Origin of the sequence: Daejeonella sp. (assembly GCF_017495225.1) — a bacterium.
GTDB lineage: Bacteria > Bacteroidota > Bacteroidia > Sphingobacteriales > Sphingobacteriaceae > Daejeonella.
This window is the reverse complement of sequence record NZ_JAFEIG010000031.1, coordinates 68,912-87,305: the sequence shown is the minus strand read 5'-3', so window position 1 is coordinate 87,305 and position 18,394 is coordinate 68,912. Positions and strand designations below refer to the sequence as shown.

At 35.9% G+C, this 18,394-nt stretch carries 18 protein-coding genes; 8 read left to right on the top strand and 10 right to left on the bottom strand.

Annotated elements, in window-relative coordinates; genetic code table 11:
* Positions 1–81: 81 nt before the first annotated feature.
* The 5 genes from QZ136_RS11685 to QZ136_RS11665 are packed head-to-tail and all read right to left on the bottom strand — an operon-like array spanning position 82 to position 3,720.
* Positions 82–1,059 carry a bifunctional riboflavin kinase/FAD synthetase gene (locus QZ136_RS11685; RefSeq protein WP_291403727.1) on the bottom strand — a complete coding sequence of 326 codons (978 nt, stop codon included), beginning with the start codon at positions 1,057–1,059 and terminating at the stop codon, positions 82–84.
* Between the two features lie 27 nt (positions 1,060–1,086).
* Positions 1,087–1,812 (bottom strand): tRNA pseudouridine(55) synthase TruB, encoded by a 726-nt coding sequence (truB, locus tag QZ136_RS11680; protein ID WP_291403725.1) that lies wholly within the window; start codon positions 1,810–1,812, stop codon positions 1,087–1,089.
* On the bottom strand, positions 1,812–2,606 hold the full coding sequence (locus QZ136_RS11675) for an undecaprenyl-diphosphate phosphatase (protein ID WP_291403723.1): 795 nt from the start codon (positions 2,604–2,606) through the stop codon (positions 1,812–1,814). The genes truB and QZ136_RS11675 overlap by 1 nt, the downstream gene beginning before the upstream one ends.
* Complete coding sequence (locus tag QZ136_RS11670; RefSeq protein ID WP_291403721.1) at positions 2,606–2,842, bottom strand: DUF3098 domain-containing protein; 237 nt, start codon at positions 2,840–2,842, stop codon at positions 2,606–2,608. The genes QZ136_RS11675 and QZ136_RS11670 overlap by 1 nt, the downstream gene beginning before the upstream one ends.
* The gene (locus QZ136_RS11665) at positions 2,842–3,720 is read right to left on the bottom strand and encodes a permease-like cell division protein FtsX (RefSeq protein ID WP_291403719.1); all 879 of its coding nucleotides are present in this window, start codon (positions 3,718–3,720) and stop codon (positions 2,842–2,844) included. The genes QZ136_RS11670 and QZ136_RS11665 overlap by 1 nt, the downstream gene beginning before the upstream one ends.
* A 196-nt stretch (positions 3,721–3,916) precedes the next feature.
* On the opposite strand from QZ136_RS11665, the gene leuS reads away from it, so the two are divergent.
* The 3 genes from leuS to QZ136_RS11650 all read left to right on the top strand — a co-directional run bounded on the left by leuS (position 3,917) and on the right by QZ136_RS11650 (position 10,377).
* Positions 3,917–6,709, top strand: coding sequence for a leucine--tRNA ligase (gene leuS / locus QZ136_RS11660; RefSeq protein WP_291403717.1), 2,793 nt, complete (start codon positions 3,917–3,919; stop codon positions 6,707–6,709).
* Between the two features lie 168 nt (positions 6,710–6,877).
* Complete coding sequence (locus tag QZ136_RS11655; protein ID WP_291403715.1) at positions 6,878–9,370, top strand: TonB-dependent receptor; 2,493 nt, start codon at positions 6,878–6,880, stop codon at positions 9,368–9,370.
* A gap of 80 nt (positions 9,371–9,450) precedes the next feature.
* Positions 9,451–10,377 carry a cobalamin-binding protein gene (locus QZ136_RS11650; protein WP_291403713.1) on the top strand — a complete coding sequence of 309 codons (927 nt, stop codon included), beginning with the start codon at positions 9,451–9,453 and terminating at the stop codon, positions 10,375–10,377.
* A gap of 38 nt (positions 10,378–10,415) precedes the next feature.
* On the opposite strand, the gene QZ136_RS11645 is transcribed toward QZ136_RS11650, so the two are convergent.
* Positions 10,416–10,937, bottom strand: a complete 522-nt coding sequence (locus QZ136_RS11645) for an NAD(P)H-dependent oxidoreductase (protein ID WP_291403711.1) — start codon at positions 10,935–10,937, stop codon at positions 10,416–10,418.
* 166 nt (positions 10,938–11,103) lie between these two features.
* Here QZ136_RS11645 and QZ136_RS11640 point away from each other — a divergent pair, with 166 nt between their 5' ends.
* From QZ136_RS11640 to lepB, 5 genes are read left to right on the top strand one after another with little or no spacing between them, the layout of a single operon-like run.
* On the top strand, positions 11,104–11,907 hold the full coding sequence (locus tag QZ136_RS11640) for an AAA family ATPase (RefSeq protein WP_291403708.1): 804 nt from the start codon (positions 11,104–11,106) through the stop codon (positions 11,905–11,907).
* A gap of 1 nt (position 11,908) precedes the next feature.
* On the top strand, positions 11,909–12,811 hold the full coding sequence (locus QZ136_RS11635; protein WP_291403707.1) for a ParB/RepB/Spo0J family partition protein: 903 nt from the start codon (positions 11,909–11,911) through the stop codon (positions 12,809–12,811).
* Positions 12,811–13,431 carry a DUF5683 domain-containing protein gene (locus tag QZ136_RS11630; RefSeq protein ID WP_291403705.1) on the top strand — a complete coding sequence of 207 codons (621 nt, stop codon included), beginning with the start codon at positions 12,811–12,813 and terminating at the stop codon, positions 13,429–13,431. Before QZ136_RS11635 ends, QZ136_RS11630 begins: the two co-directional genes overlap by 1 nt.
* Before the next feature lie 44 nt (positions 13,432–13,475).
* The gene (dapB, locus tag QZ136_RS11625) at positions 13,476–14,219 is read left to right on the top strand and encodes a 4-hydroxy-tetrahydrodipicolinate reductase (RefSeq protein ID WP_291403703.1); all 744 of its coding nucleotides are present in this window, start codon (positions 13,476–13,478) and stop codon (positions 14,217–14,219) included.
* Positions 14,220–14,235: 16 nt separating this feature from the next.
* A complete protein-coding gene (lepB, locus tag QZ136_RS11620; protein WP_291403701.1) occupies positions 14,236–15,348 on the top strand; it encodes a signal peptidase I in 1,113 nt (370 codons plus the stop codon).
* 55 nt (positions 15,349–15,403) lie between these two features.
* Here lepB and QZ136_RS11615 read toward each other — a convergent pair whose 3' ends face one another.
* The 4 genes from QZ136_RS11615 to QZ136_RS11600 all read right to left on the bottom strand — a co-directional run bounded on the left by QZ136_RS11615 (position 15,404) and on the right by QZ136_RS11600 (position 17,984).
* On the bottom strand, positions 15,404–15,925 hold the full coding sequence (locus QZ136_RS11615; RefSeq protein ID WP_291403699.1) for a cysteine peptidase family C39 domain-containing protein: 522 nt from the start codon (positions 15,923–15,925) through the stop codon (positions 15,404–15,406).
* Between the two features lie 8 nt (positions 15,926–15,933).
* On the bottom strand, positions 15,934–17,163 hold the full coding sequence (locus QZ136_RS11610; protein WP_291403696.1) for a carboxypeptidase-like regulatory domain-containing protein: 1,230 nt from the start codon (positions 17,161–17,163) through the stop codon (positions 15,934–15,936).
* Between the two features lie 12 nt (positions 17,164–17,175).
* Positions 17,176–17,766 carry a hypothetical protein gene (locus tag QZ136_RS11605; RefSeq protein WP_291403694.1) on the bottom strand — a complete coding sequence of 197 codons (591 nt, stop codon included), beginning with the start codon at positions 17,764–17,766 and terminating at the stop codon, positions 17,176–17,178.
* Positions 17,767–17,840: 74 nt separating this feature from the next.
* A complete protein-coding gene (locus QZ136_RS11600) occupies positions 17,841–17,984 on the bottom strand; it encodes a hypothetical protein (protein ID WP_291403692.1) in 144 nt (47 codons plus the stop codon).
* Positions 17,985–18,394: the final 410 nt, after the last annotated feature.

Genomic DNA, 18,394 nt, shown 5'->3' with positions numbered 1-18,394 from the left:
GGTCGCGACCTGTCCTCTTCAAAAAACAAATATATTTAATTCGAATATGTTGTTGTAGATTACGATAGATATCAAATAAAATTATTTGCAATTAATATGGCTGGAGGACAGGTCGCGACCTGTCCCTACAATTCGCGCCCCTACCTCATCCTTCCCCAATTGCTCTTTCAATTCATCCAGGGAATTGAATTTTTGGTCGTCACGCAAATATTTCAGGAAATTTAAACGGATGGTTTCACCATAAATATCTTCGTTGAAATCAAAAATATTGACTTCGATATTTCGGCTCATGCCATTAATTGTGGGTCGGTGGCCGATATAAGCCATCCCTTTGGCGCTTTTATCTTTTAATTGGCCGCTTTTAAAATCTACACTAACGGCATAAATACCATCACTTGGAATTAGCTTATAGTTTTCTTCAATAAATAAGTTTGCAGTAGGGAAGCCTATTGTTCTTCCAATTTGATCTCCTTTAATTACTTTACCACTGAGGTGAAAGGGATAGCCTAGAAAATTTTCTGCTGTTTTTACATCACCACTAAGGAGTGCATTTCTGATTTTTGTGGAGCTAATGGCCACATCATCAATATCTTGCTCCGGAATCTCCTCAACTTCATATCCAAATTCCGATGCATAATTTTGCAGTTCTGCTAATCCGCCACTACGATCTTTACCAAAACGATGGTCATATCCAATAATGATATGGGTGGTGCCAATTTTTTCTACGAGAATATCTTTTATATATTCTTGGGGATTTAAATTGGAGAAATCGCGAGTAAAAGGGGTGATTATTAGGTGATCAATACCCAGATTTTTCATTAATTCCGCTTTCTCGTCCATCGTACTAATCAGCTTGATATTCAAATCATCGGGGTGCAATATCATCCGCGGATGCGGAAAAAAAGTAAGAATAACAGTTTCACCGCCTTTTTTTTGAGCAACTTCTTTTAGTCGGCTGATTATTTTTTGATGCCCAATATGAACCCCGTCAAAAGTGCCGATGGTTAGCACCGCATTTTTAATCTGCTTAAATTCGTCGATGTGGGTGTAGATTTTCATATTGCTGATGACAGGCAAAATTAAAAATTATTTTAAGGTTCCCTGTTCTTTCAATTGGCGGATGTGATTTACGAGTTCCATTACTTCAAATGCATTATGTACATGATAATCCCCGCTTTTTGTCCGGCGTAATGCACTCAAATAAGCCAAATTACCCATTGCTCTTCCAAAATCATGCACCAAAGAACGAATGTAAGTCCCTTTGCTACAAACCACTCTAAAATCAATTTCCGGCAGTTCAATACGTGTTATTTCAAATTCGCGGATGCTCACACTTCGCGATCTTAGCTCCACAAATTCACCTCTGCGAGCCTTCATATAAAGTCGCTCACCACCAACCTTAATAGCCGAATGTGCAGGTGGAAACTGTTCAATATCGCCAATAAACTGTAGGGTATTTGCCTTAATCATATCCTCATTTATATCGCTGATATCGTAAGTTTCATCCACTTCAGTCTCCATATCATAGGATGGTGTTCCTGCCCCCAGTATCATCGTACCGGTATATTCTTTTTCTTGAGCTTGAAATTCATCAATCTTTTTGGTGAACTTTCCTGTACAAATTATGAGTAAGCCGCTAGCTAGAGGGTCTAGCGTGCCTGCATGGCCCACTTTTAGCTTTAATGGCTTGAAAGAATTTCTGATTTTTCCCACCACATCAAAGCTTGTCCACGAGTAGGGCTTATTGATAAGAAGCATCTCACCTTCAGCAAAATTGAATTCCGGGAATTCTTTGACCTTATTGTTCTCCATTAGATAACGTGAAGGTCATAGCCTGAAAGAAGCAGAATAAGGATAATGCCTCCAACAATGATGCGGTACCAACCAAAGATGCGGAATCCTTGAGTTTGCAAGAAGGTAATAAAATATTTGATGGCAAGCATGGCTACGATAAAGGCAACTATGTTTCCAATAATTAGAAGATTTACTTGCTCACTACTAATTTCGAATCCATTTTTATAAAAATCGTATAATTTCTTGCTTGTTGCTCCAAACATGGTGGGAACAGCCAGGAAAAATGAAAATTCCGCTGCCGCTTTTCTTGTTAGTCGCTGCGACATTCCCCCAACAATGGTAGCGGCAGATCTGGAAGTACCAGGTATCATAGAAATACATTGAAACAAACCGATTTTTAACGCAGTATTATAAGAAATGTCATTTGGGTTGTCAATGGTACCATCTTTAAACCACTTGTCTACAAATAATAGGATTATTCCACCAATTAGGAGGGCAATGGCAACGCCTAGCGGACTTTCGAGCAATTGGTCTATTTTATCGCTTAAAAGGAGTCCGAAAAATACAGCCGGAAGGAATGCTACTAAAAGTTTAAAATAGAAACCTACTGATTGAAAGAAATGCTTGAAATAAAGCACAATTACAGATAGAATTGCTCCTAATTGGATTGCAACTGTAAATAGCTTCACAAATTCATTCGATTGAATCCCCATGATAGAAGACCCAATAATCATGTGACCGGTAGAAGATACCGGTAAAAATTCAGTCAGGCCTTCAATAATGGCCAGAATGATCGCCTGAAATAGATTCATTATTTTTCTTGTGCGGGTTTTTTAAGAATTGCTACAAAACCTAATCCAAAGCCTGCCAAGACAACGATAGGGGCAAGAACAATCTTTCTGAACTCGTAAATATCAGTTTCGCCGATCATTAAAATAAATCCGCTAACAACCAATAAAATGCTTAAAATTAACAAGCGATAATTTGTTTTTCCGAAAACGAATGTTTCGTTCTGACTTTCTTTTGTGGGTGTTGTTTTTTGTGTCATTATTTATAAAGATCGTAAATTTTTAAACGTAAGAATTTGCTCACTGCAAAATAGGTGCTTAGGCCTGAAATTAGTACGCCTAAGATAATTACCCCAAAAAAGACCATGCTAAATTCGAACCAATCGCGAAGGATGACCATTTCAGGAACTTGCTGCTGAGCTACATAAAGTGTAATGAGCAATAAAATAATCGCAATTAGAGCACCTAAAAGTCCGTGGATAATTCCAATACTTAAAAATGGCTTACGGATAAAGTTTCTTGTTGCACCCACCAGCTGCATACTTTTTATTAGGAAACGTTGCGAATAGATTGCTAATCGGATCGTATTATTTATTAATGCAACCGCAATAATTAGTAAAATTGCCGCAAAGGCTAAAATAACTAATCCGATGCCCTGAATATTTTGATTCACCATGTCAATCAATGATTTTTGATAGACAACCTCCTTGACTAAAGGGTTTTTATTGATTTTTGCAGTAAATTGTTGAATACTTTCATTATTGGCATAATCGGCCTTTAAATACACATCTATTGATGATAAAAGTGGGTTATATCCTAGAAAGTCAACGAAATCTTCCCCCAAATCTTTGGTTAAATTTCGAGCTGCTAATTCTTTACTAACGTATTGTGTTTTTAGAACATAAGGGTCTGAGTTCAATTGCTTTTGCAGCGCAGTGATATCTACTTCTTTAGCCCCTTCATTCACAATAATATTAAGTACAATATTCTCCTTAACATATATGGAAAGGTTTTTTGCATGCACTAAAATCAGTCCCAATAAACCCGTCATCAATAATACCAAAGCAATACTAATTACGGTAGAAACGTAAAGAGTTTTAGTTTTTCGGCTTGAGTTGCTACTTTCAAATTCTTCCATGAGTAAATATTATGGTACTAAAATAAAGATTTCAGCTGTAAAGGTAAAGAATATGCGTTTATCTGACCTTATTTAGCCGTTAAACTTTGTTAAAAAAATATAATTAGCCCCTAAAAGGCTCTGAAATGGAATTTGATGCAGCTTTCCATTCCCAAAAACCGTATATTTTAGTATTTTTGCGACTTATTATTTAACAATGGATTATCAATTCAGAGATATAGAAAAGAAGTGGCAAAAATTTTGGGCCGAAAATCAAACTTTTAAAGTTGAAAATTCTTCGGATAAACCAAAATACTACGTTTTGGATATGTTTCCTTACCCTTCAGGTGCAGGCCTGCATGTTGGACACCCACTAGGATATATTGCTTCCGATATTTTTTCACGTTATAAACGTTTAAAAGGCTTTAATGTTTTGCATCCCATGGGATACGATTCTTTCGGATTACCTGCTGAACAATATGCTATTCAAACAGGGCAGCACCCTGCAATTACTACCGAAACCAATATCAATCGCTATCGCGAACAGCTTGATAATTTGGGCTTTTCATTCGATTGGAGTAGGGAGGTAAGAACCAGTGATCCAGGCTATTATAAGTGGACTCAATGGGTATTTATGCTTTTATTTAATTCTTGGTATAACCTTGAAAGTGATAAGGCAGAAAATATTGAGGAGCTCATTAAGAAATTTGAGAAATCGGGTTCTTCTGGATTAAGAGCAGTTTGTGATGATGATGTGGAGAGCTTTACTGCCCAAGAGTGGAACTCGAAATCTGATAGTGAAAAGCAGAAAGAAATTTTAAAATATCGCCTGACTTATTTACGTGAAAGTACTGTGAATTGGTGCCCTGCATTAGGGACTGTTCTTGCCAATGATGAGGTGAAGGATGGTTATTCGGAGCGTGGCGGTCATCCCGTTGAGCAAAAGAAAATGATGCAGTGGAGTATGCGTATTACCGCTTATGCGGATCGTTTAATCCAAGGTTTGGATACTATTGATTGGCCAGATCCTTTAAAGGAAATGCAGCGCAATTGGATTGGCAAAAGTGTGGGTGCTTTAGTGCGTTTCGAACTAGTTGGAGATGCTTATATTGAGGTGTTTACTACTCGTGTTGATACTTTATACGGAACAACATTTTTGGTATTAGCACCTGAAAATGAGCTTGTTGAGGGATTAACTACTGAAGGTCAAAAACAAGAAATTCAAAATTATATTGCGCAAACCAAGAAAAAATCGGAACTCGACCGTATGGCGGATACCAAGACCGTCTCGGGTGCCTTTACCGGTAGTTATGCCAAGCACCCAATAAGTGGAGAAGCTATTCCAGTTTGGATTGCCGATTATGTACTTGCTGGTTATGGAACCGGTGCTGTAATGGCTGTGCCTTCTGGTGATCAACGCGACTGGCTTTTTGCAACAAAATTCGGATTACCAATCATTGCTATTTCTGATGCTCAAGTAGATCTAGATGTGCAAGCAGATCCCACAAAAGAAGGTAATTATATTAATTCTGGCATTGTAAATGGCCTAAAATATAAAGAAGCAACAGCAAAAATGATTGCTAAGCTGGAAGAATTAGGTGCAGGAAAAGCTAAAGTAAATTTCCGCTTACGCGATGCAATTTTCGGTCGCCAGCGCTATTGGGGCGAACCCGTACCCGTTTATTTTAAAGACGGATTGCCTCATTTAATCGCCCAAGAGGATTTACCGCTTGTATTACCTGAAGTAGATAAATATTTACCTACAGAAAGTGGAGAGCCACCTTTAGGTCGTGCAGAAAATTGGAAATATAAGGGAGAGCTTGAATATGAGCTAAGTACCATGCCTGGATGGGCAGGCTCAAGCTGGTATTGGTATCGGTACATGGCATCCCAAGAAGATAGAAATAAGGATGTATTTGCTCCGGCAGATGCTATTTCCTATTGGAAGGATGTGGATCTTTACATTGGTGGATCTGAACATGCAACCGGACATTTACTTTACAGCCGTTTTTGGAATAAATTTCTGAAAGACTGGGGATATGTTGTTGAGGAAGAGCCATTTAAAAAATTGATTAACCAAGGAATGATCCAAGGAAGATCAAATTTTGTGTATCGTATCATTGATGGCGATGGACGTGGGACAAATAAATTTGTATCCTATGGATTGAAATCTGATTATACTACCTCAGCACTTCATGTGGATGTAAATATCGTGCAAAACGAAATTTTGGATTTGGATAAGTTTAAAGCTTTCAGACCAGAATTTGCAAATGCTGAATTCATTCTTGAAAATGGTAAATACATCTGTGGCGTAGAAGTTGAAAAGATGTCGAAATCTAAATTCAATGTGGTTAGTCCAGATGATATTGTAGAACGCTATGGTGCCGATACCTTGAGAATGTACGAAATGTTCCTCGGTCCGCTAGAGCAAAGTAAACCTTGGAATACCAATGGTATTGAAGGAGTATTTAAGTTTTTACGTAAGTTCTGGAAGCTAGCTCATAACGATGATTTTAATTTCAACGTGTCTGATGATGAGCCTTCTAAAGCTGAATATAAAGCATTGCATAAAATCATCCGCAAGGTAGAAGAAGATATTGAACGCTTCTCATTCAATACTTCGGTTTCAAGTTTTATGATTTGTGTGAATGAGTTAACCGACCTAAAGTGTAATAAAAGAAAGATTATTCAGGATTTAGTAATTGTGCTTGCATCTTATGCACCTCATATTACCGAAGAACTTTGGACCTTGTTAGGAAATGCTCCAGGTACGCTTTCTGTAGCTAATTACCCTGTATTTAATCCGGAATATTTAGTTGAAAATGAGTTCTCTTACCCAATTTCGGTAAATGGCAAGACTAGAATGAACTTGAATATTTCTTTGAGCTTGAGTCAGGCGGAGGTAGAAGAGATTGTACTATCAAATGAAGATCTCAAAAAATACTTAGAAGGCAAAAGTCCTAAGAAAATTATTTTCGTTAAAAATAAAATAATTAACATAGTTATATAAATATTGTAAAAATTGAGGGTGAAAGTTTTTCATCCTCAATTTTTAATTTCAGTATAAATGGCTTCTACATTTATGCTGCAATTGATTTTACCTTCAACTAACAATTGGAGTCTCAATTGTTGTAACAAAGCGAGTATTTTCGCGACTAATTTCTATAAAACCAAATACATGAAATACATTTTACTTATTTTAACATTAATAACGGGTATCAATTTTGCTTCGGCACAAGGCATGGGTGGTGGTGCAGGAGCTTCTTCGGCTATAACCGGCAGAATAACAGGTACTATCATAGATTCATTAACATCAAAACCAATTGATTATGCTACTGTTTCTTTAGGCAGGACAGGATCAACTAAAACAACGAATGGCTCATTAACAGATGAAAAGGGAGCCTTCAAAATAGATAAAATTGCGGCAGGAGTTTATCGTGTTACGATTGCCTTTTTAGGATATCAAACTAAAATTATTGACTCTGTAAAGACTACGCCGGCTAAGCCTGATGTAAATTTGGGACGTATTCTTTTATCGCCAAATCAAAGTATGCTGAGTGAGGTGGTTGTTACTGGAACTACCCCAATCATAGAAAACAAGATTGATAAATTGGTGTATAATGCTGAGCAGGATATTGCTATTGCTGGTGGAAATGCAACGGATGTGCTTCGTAAAGTCCCTTTGCTATCAGTTGATTTTGAGGGAAATGTTTCCCTTCGTGGAAGTCAGAATGTGCGAGTGTTAATCAATGGTAAACCTTCAGGTGCAATGGCAAATAATATCGCCGATGCACTAAAAGCTATTCCTGCTGATCAAATTAAAAATGTGGAGGTAATTACTTCACCATCAGCTAAATATGATGCAGAGGGGACTTCTGGAATTATCAATATCATCACTAAAAAGAATAATTTAGCTGGTGTGAGTGGTTCAGTAAATGGTGGAGTAGGTACTCGCCAGAACAGCGGAAACTTAAATTTAAACGCAAAAACTGGTCGCTTAGCCCTTACCGCCAATGGAGGAGGTTATTACTCATGGCCACAAACAAGTATTCTCACCTTTAATCGTTCAAATACAGATGCAAGTCAGATTATTACTCAAAACGGGGAGAGTAAGACCGACCGCCTTGCTGTAAATGGTTCATTAGGAATGGATTATGATTTCAATAGTTTTAATTCGATCAGTTCCAATGTTCGTATGTCGGGATTTAGTAATGGTGCTGATGGGTTCAACTTGAATCAAAACATGTTCAATGGTGCTGCGGTTAATTTTACCCGTTTAACCGATAATTCGATGAATATGAATGGCATTGACTGGAGTAGCGATTTTTTACATAAATTCAAAAAGAAGGATCAGCAAATTTCGGTAGCTTATCAGTTTACCAATAGCATGCAGAATAACGATTATTCTACTGATTTTTCAAATACTGTTATTGATGAATATGGTAATAATGATGCCGATAATACCGAAAATACTATTCAGGTAGATTATACCCATCCATTTAAGAAAGTAACTTTCGAAACGGGTGTTAAAGGTATTTTGAGAGATATTGTGAGTGATAATCAAACCAGAAACTTCAATTCGACTACCAGCCAATTTACACCAATTTCTGCCCGTACCTATATTTATGACTATAATCAAGATGTGTATTCTGCATACGCTACATTTGGCTTTACATTGGCCAAAAAGTATGGCATTAGGGCAGGTGCTCGTTATGAGGGGACAGAGATTCAGGGTGATGCAAGATCTGTAGGAGCTGCGGCTGCACCTTTCAACAGTAGTTATTATAATTTGGTTCCAAGTTTTGTTGTTTCTAGAACATTTAAAAATTTCTCAACCATTAAATTTAGCTATAATCAGCGTTTACAGAGACCGAGTTTATTTTACTTAAACCCATTCTTGAATAGTGCGGATATCTTTAATCAATCGCAAGGAAATCCAGAATTAAGGCCAGAATTGTCGCATAATATTGAGTTCAACTATTCAATGTTTGTAAAAACTTCTGTTTTAAATGCTTCGGTTTATTATCGTCGTACCAATGATATTATTGAAAGTTTTGTGATACCAATTACAGTTGTAGATCCAAACTCAGGATCAAATGCAGTAGGTTCTAAAACCACTTTCCGAAATGTAGGGAATAATAATTCGCTAGGTTTTAATTTCTTCGGTCAGATTAACCCGATTAAGCCACTTACCCTAAGAGGTAATTTCAATGCATTTACTTATGATATCAACACGAATAATAGTGTAGCTGTAGCGAATACTAATTTATCTACTCAATTGATTTACAACGGTTTTTTCATGGCTTCCTATGTGTTTCCTAAGGGATTAACCTTAGAATCGTTTTTGATTACTAATTCGCCACGCCGGACTGCCCAAGGCAAGAATCCATCATTTAATATGTGGAATATTGGCATGAAGAAGGAAATTATGAAGAAAAAGGGAAGTATCGGTTTAACCATTATTGATCCTTTTAATGAAAGAAAGAACTTCCGTTCAAGCATTTTGGGAAGTAATTTTACTCAGGCAAGTAATTTCTCTATTCCTTTCCGTTCATTCGGGACAAGCTTTAGCTACCGTTTTGGTAAGATGACTATGCAAGCACCGAGGAAGAAGCGCGGCGTGAGCAATGATGATTTGAAGCAAGGTGAGCAAAACATGGGTAATCAATAAAAAATAATTTTTTTAGATAAAAAGGCTAGGTGCATTGCATCTGGCCTTTTTTAATATTTACATTTGTTGAAATGTCAAGCATGCCTCATCAAAGAATAGTTTCCCTTTTGCCTGCAGCTACTGAAGTGATCTGCGCTTTGGGTTTAGAACATCAATTAATTGGAAGATCTCATGAATGTGATTATCCTTCAAGTATTGCTAATTTGCCCATTTGCTCATCTGCGAAATTTATTTCAGGGTCTAGTAGTGCCGAAATTGATAGTCAAGTAAAGGAGATTTTATCCGATTCACTTTCTATCTATGAGATTGATAGAGAGCTAATTAAGCAATTGGCACCTGATGTAATTATTACCCAAGCACAATGCGAGGTATGTGCGGTTAGCCTCAATGATGTGGAGCTAGCCTTGAAAGATTTATTGGAGAAGGAATGTCGAATTATTTCCTTAAAGCCTAATGGTTTAGACGATGTTTACAAGGATATTCAGCTATTGGCGAATGAGTTGGGGGTACCCGATACGGGTGTAGAACTAATGGAATTATCCGAAGAGCGAATTAATATTATTCGACACAAGCTTAAATTTATCAGCGAAAAACCTAGTGTGGCTTGTGTGGAGTGGCTTTCCCCAATGATGATTGCTGGCAATTGGACTCCCGAAATTGTAGAAATTGCAGGTGGTGTACCTATTTTAACGCAATCAGGGAAGCATTCATCCTATGTTAATTTTGAAGATATTTTGCAAACTAATCCGGATATCTTGGTCATTATGCCTTGCGGATTTTCTATACAAAGAACATTGCAAGAAATAAATTTATTGATTGATTTACCTGGCTGGTCGGATCTTAAAGCAGTTCAAAATCAGAAAATATTTATTGTTGATGGGAACCAGTATTTTAATCGCTCGGGACTAAGAATAACTGATAGTATTGAGATTATGGCCGAAATTATTAATCCTAAGCAGTTTATATTCGGTTATGAGGGTAGTGGATGGCTACAATTTAAAGTATAAAGATCTGGCAATTTGAATTACCAGATCTTTAAATTTTGTTAAAATTCTAGGAAGTTAGTAATCTGTTGGTCGACAAATTTTACGGTATCTTCTAAAAACAAATCGCCATTTTCATTAAATTCTTTTCCGATTGAAGGAACATGAATGCGTAATGGTAAAACATGCAGATTGATATAGTGACAAATTCCGGTTAAATGCTCAATTCCACGAACATTACCATATTTTCCGGTTGAAAGTCCCACAAGTGCCACCTTTTTTCCGAAGAAACTATCAGGGAAGGTGCAGGCATCAATAAAAAGTTTTAGGATACCAGGGAAGCTGCCATTGTACTCAGGGGCAATGAAAATAAATTTAGATGTAGTAGAAATTTTATTTTGAATAATTTGGAACGCTTCGCTACGTTTACCGTATAAGTCTGTATTGATAAAATTGTCGGGCAAATCCATTAGCGAAAGGATCTCAGCTTCAGCACCTTTAGCTAAAATTTGTTTTTTGTAGTATTCGGCTAGCTTAAGTGAGTTGCTACCTTGACGGTTTGTACAGGATATAATTGTTATCATTTTTATTAATTAGATGTGCAAAACGGAAATCGCTCAGCGGTGTAAATTGTTTTATTTCGTATCTTTGCTTTTTAATTTGCAAAGTTTTAGCAAAAGTAGTCTTTTGGTCTGCTTTGATTAAAATTTCAGGCTTTTTTAATATCACATATTTGTAATTATTTTTTATATGGGCAAAATCATTGCATTAGCTAATCAAAAGGGAGGTGTAGGTAAAACTACTTCTTCAATCAATCTTGCTGCTAGCTTAGCTGTACTTGAATATCGTACTTTACTGGTTGATGCAGATCCGCAAGCCAATTCAACATCTGGAATTGGATTTGACCCAAGGAGCATTAAATCTAGTATTTATGAGTGCATCATCAATGAGATTAATCCTTCGGAGGCAATCATAAGCACCGATACCCCATTTTTGGATCTTTTACCTGCTCATATCGACCTTGTAGGTGCTGAAATTGAAATGATCAATATGGCAGATCGTGAGTTTAAAATGAAGGCAGTGCTTGAGAAGGTTAAGGATAATTACGATTTTATTATCATTGATTGTTCTCCTTCATTGGGTTTAATAACTATCAACTCATTAACTGCTGCTGATTCTGTAATTATTCCTGTACAATGTGAGTATTTTGCATTAGAGGGACTAGGGAAACTCCTAAATACCATTAAAATTGTTCAGAGTAGATTGAACCCTAATCTTCAAATTGAGGGTATTCTTTTGACGATGTATGATGTGCGTCTTCGTTTGTCGAACCAAGTTGTAGAAGAGGTAAAGACCCATTTTGAGGAGCTTGTTTTTGAAACAATTATTCAAAGAAATACCCGATTAAGTGAGGCACCAAGTTATGGTATCTCTGTAATTATGCACGATGCTAGTAGCAAAGGCGCTATAAATTACCTTAATTTGGCAAGAGAGATAATCAAGAAAAACGGAATGGCTTCAAAGGAAGAAGCTGAAAAACAAGTCTCAGCATAATATGATCTACCAGAAAAAAACCGGTTTAGGTAAAGGATTAAAGGCATTACTTGATGATTCTGATTTGCCGGAAAATGACCGTCAGCAGATAAGTAATGATAAACCCTCTTTGGGATCTATTAGCTTTGTACAGATTGATCAAGTTGAAGTAAATCCATTTCAACCTCGGACAGAATTTGATGCGGAGGCTTTAAAAGAGCTATCTGATTCAATCAAGTTACAGGGATTAATTCAACCGATAACCGTCAGACAAGCAGGTCAAAATGCGTATCAGCTAATCTCTGGTGAACGTCGTTTGCGTGCATCTAAATTAGCAGGTCTTAAAGAGATTCCGGCTTATGTTCGTACTGCCAACGACCAGCAGATGCTGGAAATGGCACTTATTGAGAATATTCAGCGTGAAAACTTAAATGCTATTGAGGTTGCATTGAGCTTTCAGCGAATGATTGATGAGTGTAACTTAAAACAAGAAGAGCTTGGCGACCGAGTTAGTAAAAATCGCTCCACCGTAACCAATTACCTTCGTCTTTTAAAACTGCCCCCAGTTATTCAGGCATCAATACGTGATAGAAATCTCTCTATGGGACATGCACGTGCTTTGATTTCTGTAGAAGATTCTGATAAACAGCTGTATATCTATCAGGAGATCATGAAGCATGGATTATCAGTCCGTAAAGTAGAAGAATTAGTTAGCCAGATCAAAGCATTAGGCAAAGAAAAGGAAAAGAAAAGTCCAAAATCTGGCGGAATTTCTTTCCAATACATGAAAATTCAAGATGATCTTGCTTCTAAATTTAGCACAAATGTTAAATTAAAGGTGGGTGATAAGGGTAAGGGTTCGATAGAAATTAATTTCATGTCGGATGAAGATCTATCCCGCATCTTGGAAATGTTAGATTGGTAATGTACACTAAAATCCTTTTTGGGTTATTATTGATGTGTTTTTTGGCGCATGGGCAAGCTTTTTCACAAATTGTGGAGCCTAGTTCTGCTCGTCAAGACAATAGCAAAAAAGCAATAATAAAAGAGCCTGCAATTAAAGATTCTGCTCGTCTTGCCATTGAAGCTATGCCACGTCGTGCGGCTTTAAATTCAGCTTTGCTTCCTGGTCTCGGACAAATTACTAATAAACGATGGTGGAAGGTGCCATTGGTTTATGGTGGTTTTGTTGGTATAGGACTCGTTTTTGAGTTTAATCAGCGCTACTATAAAGTATTTTTGAAAGAGGCTCAATTTAGGCAAGATAATCCTGGGAAGACTCAAAATCCGCTTTATGCACCCTATACCACCGAAGGTATTATCAGTATAAAAGACTCTTACAGACGAAATCGGGATCTTTCGGTGCTCGCTGGATTAGGTTTTTATGCAATAAACATTATCGACGCATACGTAGACGCAAAATTTTTCAGGTTTGACATCTCTGATGATTTATCCGTTAAGGTGAGACCGAGCTTAAATCAAGGCCCTATTCATGCCTCGGGTGTTAGTCCGGTGCTAGGCCTCAAGCTAAAAATCAACCTATGATTCACAAGCATAAATTTCCATACTTAAATAAATAGCTTTCACATATGAAAATAGCGATCTTGGGATACGGTAAAATGGGCCGAATTATAGAGAAATTTGCTACCGAAAGGGGTCATGAAATTGTTTTAAAGGTCAATATTGATAATATGGAAGACCTTAACATTGATAATCTCCAAAAGGCTGATGTAGCGATTGATTTTAGCACTCCCGACTCTGCTTTGAGTAATATTGAGCTATGTTTTGACGCTAAATTGCCTATTGTTGTTGGTACTACCGGTTGGTATGGTCATTTGCAAGAGGTTAAAAACAAGTGTGAGGATGGTAACAATACGCTTTTATATGCGTCTAACTTTAGTGTAGGCGTAAACGTTTTCTTTTTTGTCAATAAAATTTTGGCAAAAATTATGAATAGATACCCTCAATATGAGGTTCAGGTAGAAGAAATTCATCATACAGAGAAGCTGGATGCACCTAGCGGGACGGCGATGACGATTGCTGAGGGGATTTTATCCGAACTGGGTCGTAAGAAGGAATGGGTGAATGAGTTGATTGGTTCAGGCGAAGAATTAATTACCAAACCAGATCAATTATTAATTGAATCGCATCGAATTGAGGAAGTTCCAGGCACACACACGGTGATTTATAGCTCGGAAGTAGATGATATCGAATTTAAGCATAAGGCTCACAGTCGCGCAGGTTTTGCCTTAGGAGCCGTTTTAGCTGCCGAATGGTTGCAAGACAAGAATGGTTTTTATAATATTACGGATATGTTTGATTTTAGCGTTTAACATTTAAAATAAATACATGAGTTTAAAAGGTTCTGAAACAAATCCTGCAAAGGATAAGAAAGAAAAAAAGAAGAAATCAGCCGGCAGAGAATGGTTTGATGCGATATTGTTTGCTGTAGTTGCCGCCACCTTAATTAGGGGCTTATTTATTGAAGCTTATACCATCCCAACTGGTTCGATGGAAAAGACCTTGCTCGTTGGAGATTTCCTATTTGTAAGTAAAGTGAATTATGGTGCTAGAACACCAATGACTCCCGTGTCATTTCCATTTGCGCATCATACGATGCCTATTACCGGGACTAAAGCCTATTGGGAAGGGCTAAAATGGGATTATCGCCGTTTGCCCGGATTGAGTGAGGTAAAAAGAAATGATGTGGTGGTTTTCAATTATCCAATGGATGCTGATGCCCCTTTATCACGCCCAGTTGATAAGCGTGAAAATTATATTAAACGCTGTATGGCAGTGGGTGGTGATACCCTCAGCATTGTTAATGCACAAGTTTTTCTGAATGGAAAGCCAGCAGAGCAGCCTCAGTTTGGTGAGAAGTATTATTTCGTGCAAACTGATGGGACGGATATCAATCCTCAAGCTATCGAAGATTTACATATTGAAGCACAACGCTCAACCGCAGATCAATATATTTTTAATATGACTGCCGAAGATGCGGAGATTATCAGAAAATGGTCGAATGTGAAGGAAGTTAGTTTGTACATCAGACCGGCTAATGAATATGACTCACAGATTTTCCCTCATGATCCTCAATTTAAGTGGAATGCCGATAATTTTGGTCCGCTAATCATCCCTAAAAAGGGCTGGACAGTAAAGTTAGATAGCACTAATTATGCGCTTTATGAGCGTGCAATTTCTGTTTATGAAGGCAATACTATTGAAAGAAAGGGTAGTGATATTCTTATCAATGGAAAGAAAACAGATAGCTATACCTTTAAAATGAATTATTACTGGATGATGGGCGATAATCGCGATAACTCACTAGATTCACGCTATTGGGGTATGGTTCCTGATGATCATATTGTAGGTAAAGCCCTGTTTGTGTGGATGAGCTGGGATAGCAATGCTGGATTCTTCAGTAAAATTCGTTGGAGTAGAATATTTGGCGGGATAAATTAAGATGAATCGTCTTGAAATTTAACCTTAGAGAATTTTAATGATTTTTTTTAAATTTTCATTTGATAAACATAAACCAAATTGAATAAATGAAAAGAGCAATATAAGCTAGTAAAACTAGAGCAGAAGATTTGTTTTTAGTAGCTGACTTATAGTTGCCAGGCTTAAAACAATTACCAGGTTCCAATAATACCACAAATCCTGTCCATTCATGTAAAAACTTATTAAACGGAATTGTCTGTGTTTTACCTATTGCTGGATCCATTATTAATATACCAGCATCGTTGGTGTCATATATAGATACAAAATGGTAGGTTGAATTACTTAATTTCAAATGTGCAATAAACGGTTTAGGAATCAATTTTATGGATTGAATATCCCCTTTTGCCCCATTTGCAACAAATCCTAATTTCTCTGCGGATGAAATTAATTCATTGATTGTAGTCCCATTTCTATTTATAACAGTATACTTTTGAATTTCTATAACTGAAATGAAAAGTCCATAATATGCGGCAACTGAAGCTAAACAAGCAGGACCACAGCCAGAAAAGCCACGTTGAAGCACATTGATGTTGTTCATTTAACAAATTATTTACCTTGCCATTTTTCTAAAAAAGTGGATTCTTGAGAAACATTAGGAATCAGTTTAGGATTATCCCAATAGTTAAAAGTATATTGGTTTCCTCTTGAATAAAGCGAACGTTTATTGTATGTTCCATTGGTAAAAGGGCTACAGTTATTTGTTTGCAGATCTGTTATGAGAAGTTCGCTGGTAAACTCATTTTTTTGGTTAAGTTTTTTTCCGGAAAAAAGAATTCCATGGCTTTCCTTTATATATTTTATGCCATAAGATTCATCATTTGATTCAAATCTAATATAAATACCAGCTGAAATTGCACTTATTTTGGTTCCCAAAAAATTGAAGCTCTTTAAGTTTTTTTCTGAACCAGCAGCTACTTTACAATCTATTGCTAGGATTAATTTTGTTTCTTTGTCTATAAAAATTTTCCCGCCTAACACAACTTTATTGTTATTACTTTTAGGCTCAAAATCAATCCTATAAATCTCTTTATTTGCCTCTGAAAACTCAGAAATTGTATAGTCATAAAATTGAAAACGATTACTATCCAAAGGAGAAATCTCAGTCAGAGATATAAATTTTATTATTTTATTTATACTGATTAGTGAATTAAATTCATTGATTTTTTCTTCTTCTTCCTGAATTGGTAATTCTTTTGCTCTTGATTGTAATACTCTTAATTCCGTTTTTAAGGCTTTATCTTTTTTACGCTCCACATAATATTCAACCAATCCATCTGCATATTTGGTTAAGAAACTGTCCCTTTTTACCGATTCTCTATAGTATCCTTTAAATATTGCAGGGGATGGATAGCGATTAGCTGATATAGTGACTGATTCCTTAAGAATGAACTCAGGATTAAGATTGTTTATCACAACTTCATTTAATACAATTGTATTTGGTACCAAAATAAGATCTTTGAAATCCCGATCAGTAAACAATTGCAATGGCATTTTTATACTATTATAGCCCACACAGGTAATTATTAATGTGTCAATTTCTGTGGAAGAATTATAATTAAATGCAAAAAGACCTTCACTGTTCGACATGGAGCTAATATTCGCTTTTTGAAGTTTTATATTGGCATAGGCCACAGACGTTTTATTTTTAGAATCTATTAAATTACCTTTAAGTGTATGCTTAATTTGTGCTGAAACATCAGCTGTAGCAATAAGAATTAACAGTTGTATGAAGGTTGCTTTTTGCAAGAAATTTTGACGCAAATAAATAAAATTCATATTTTAATTCTTTTAAAAAATTATTATACCTAATGAAAAAGCACTGTACTTGATATTCGTCCGCTGATTTGGTTCTTTAGAAACTATACTTGTAATAGAGTTTCCATAATTTAAAAATGGTTTCAAAACCAAATTCTTTATTTTTTTTTCGAAGAATATTTCTCCTTCATATGTGCCAAATATTTTTCGTAATTCAGCAGGTGCTATTAACGTTATTAGTTGTTTTTTAATCATATATGTCGCACCAATTGAGGATGATACTCCAACAGGTAACCCCCGGATTGGATAATATGAAATTTTAACGGGAACCGAATATGTTGTGTGCTTTATAGTTTCTGTTACGGAATTTTTGCTCAATAAAAATTTATTAAACATTATATCAAGATTAAGTCCCAAACTGATTTTAGGCTTAATTTTATATTCATAACTAAGGGCTACTAAATTCAATCCTGTATTGTGGGTAGATAATAATTCTGGATCTTCAATAATTAAACGTGAGGCTTTAGCTCCAGCTCCAAAACCTATCCTATGCTTTAAATCCTGACTGTAGGAATTTAAGCACATTCTAAACATAATAATGGCAATTAAAATGATGTATTTCATGTAGTTATGTTTTTGTAAAAATCTAACCTTCGATTTTGAAATCTGACCAGGTTAGATATTTCCTGATAAATTAGTTAGCCCTCTAAGATTATAGCTACTACCAAAGCAACTGCCCATATTGCCCAGGCCCACCAAGGTAGCTTACCACCAAAAATTGCATTTTTTTCAGATTCAGTCATTTCAATCAAACCTATTTTTTTAATTTCTAGTCTTTCCATTTTCTTTAATTAAAATTTAAAAATTTGTTAATTAATACATAACCATTTTATGATTACAGTTTTGTTAATCTGTTGGCCGAACATTAAACAAATGTATATTTAATTTAAAAGAAAAAAAAACACTTTTTTGGAAAGTTTTATTTTATTTAAATAAATAATTTATATTTTAGTTTATCATATCCTCTAAAAATAAATTTATTTCTTTAAAATATATTGCCAGACATGTGCAAATTTAGTATTTGGATTTAAAATTACTTTAGTCGCTAATTTAAGGATTGCGAGATGGCCAACTTTTTAATTTAGGGAAATCTCGACAGGTTAAAACCTTGTGTAAGATTTAATCTCATTAAATGTTCATGCCTTTATAACAATTAAATATTTAGCAACCTTGCTTTAAATAAAATTTAACT

What these genes read in the sequence shown, in the direction of transcription:
- QZ136_RS11630 (WP_291403705.1), top strand. Translation starts at nt 12,811, where the DNA reads ATGTACACTAAAATCCTTTTTGGGTTATTATTGATGTGTTTTTTGGCG.
- QZ136_RS11640 (WP_291403708.1), top strand. Translation starts at nt 11,104, where the DNA reads ATGGGCAAAATCATTGCATTAGCTAATCAAAAGGGAGGTGTAGGTAAA.
- QZ136_RS11655 (WP_291403715.1), top strand. Translation starts at nt 6,878, where the DNA reads ATGAAATACATTTTACTTATTTTAACATTAATAACGGGTATCAATTTT.
- QZ136_RS11635 (WP_291403707.1), top strand. Translation starts at nt 11,909, where the DNA reads ATGATCTACCAGAAAAAAACCGGTTTAGGTAAAGGATTAAAGGCATTA.
- QZ136_RS11600 (WP_291403692.1), bottom strand. Translation starts at nt 17,984, where the DNA reads ATGGAAAGACTAGAAATTAAAAAAATAGGTTTGATTGAAATGACTGAA.
- dapB (WP_291403703.1), top strand. Translation starts at nt 13,476, where the DNA reads ATGAAAATAGCGATCTTGGGATACGGTAAAATGGGCCGAATTATAGAG.
- QZ136_RS11645 (WP_291403711.1), bottom strand. Translation starts at nt 10,937, where the DNA reads ATGATAACAATTATATCCTGTACAAACCGTCAAGGTAGCAACTCACTT.
- QZ136_RS11675 (WP_291403723.1), bottom strand. Translation starts at nt 2,606, where the DNA reads ATGAATCTATTTCAGGCGATCATTCTGGCCATTATTGAAGGCCTGACT.
- QZ136_RS11610 (WP_291403696.1), bottom strand. Translation starts at nt 17,163, where the DNA reads ATGAATTTTATTTATTTGCGTCAAAATTTCTTGCAAAAAGCAACCTTC.
- QZ136_RS11670 (WP_291403721.1), bottom strand. Translation starts at nt 2,842, where the DNA reads ATGACACAAAAAACAACACCCACAAAAGAAAGTCAGAACGAAACATTC.
- QZ136_RS11665 (WP_291403719.1), bottom strand. Translation starts at nt 3,720, where the DNA reads ATGGAAGAATTTGAAAGTAGCAACTCAAGCCGAAAAACTAAAACTCTT.
- truB (WP_291403725.1), bottom strand. Translation starts at nt 1,812, where the DNA reads ATGGAGAACAATAAGGTCAAAGAATTCCCGGAATTCAATTTTGCTGAA.
- lepB (WP_291403701.1), top strand. Translation starts at nt 14,236, where the DNA reads ATGAGTTTAAAAGGTTCTGAAACAAATCCTGCAAAGGATAAGAAAGAA.
- QZ136_RS11605 (WP_291403694.1), bottom strand. Translation starts at nt 17,766, where the DNA reads ATGAAATACATCATTTTAATTGCCATTATTATGTTTAGAATGTGCTTA.
- leuS (WP_291403717.1), top strand. Translation starts at nt 3,917, where the DNA reads ATGGATTATCAATTCAGAGATATAGAAAAGAAGTGGCAAAAATTTTGG.
- QZ136_RS11615 (WP_291403699.1), bottom strand. Translation starts at nt 15,925, where the DNA reads ATGAACAACATCAATGTGCTTCAACGTGGCTTTTCTGGCTGTGGTCCT.
- QZ136_RS11650 (WP_291403713.1), top strand. Translation starts at nt 9,451, where the DNA reads ATGCCTCATCAAAGAATAGTTTCCCTTTTGCCTGCAGCTACTGAAGTG.
- QZ136_RS11685 (WP_291403727.1), bottom strand. Translation starts at nt 1,059, where the DNA reads ATGAAAATCTACACCCACATCGACGAATTTAAGCAGATTAAAAATGCG.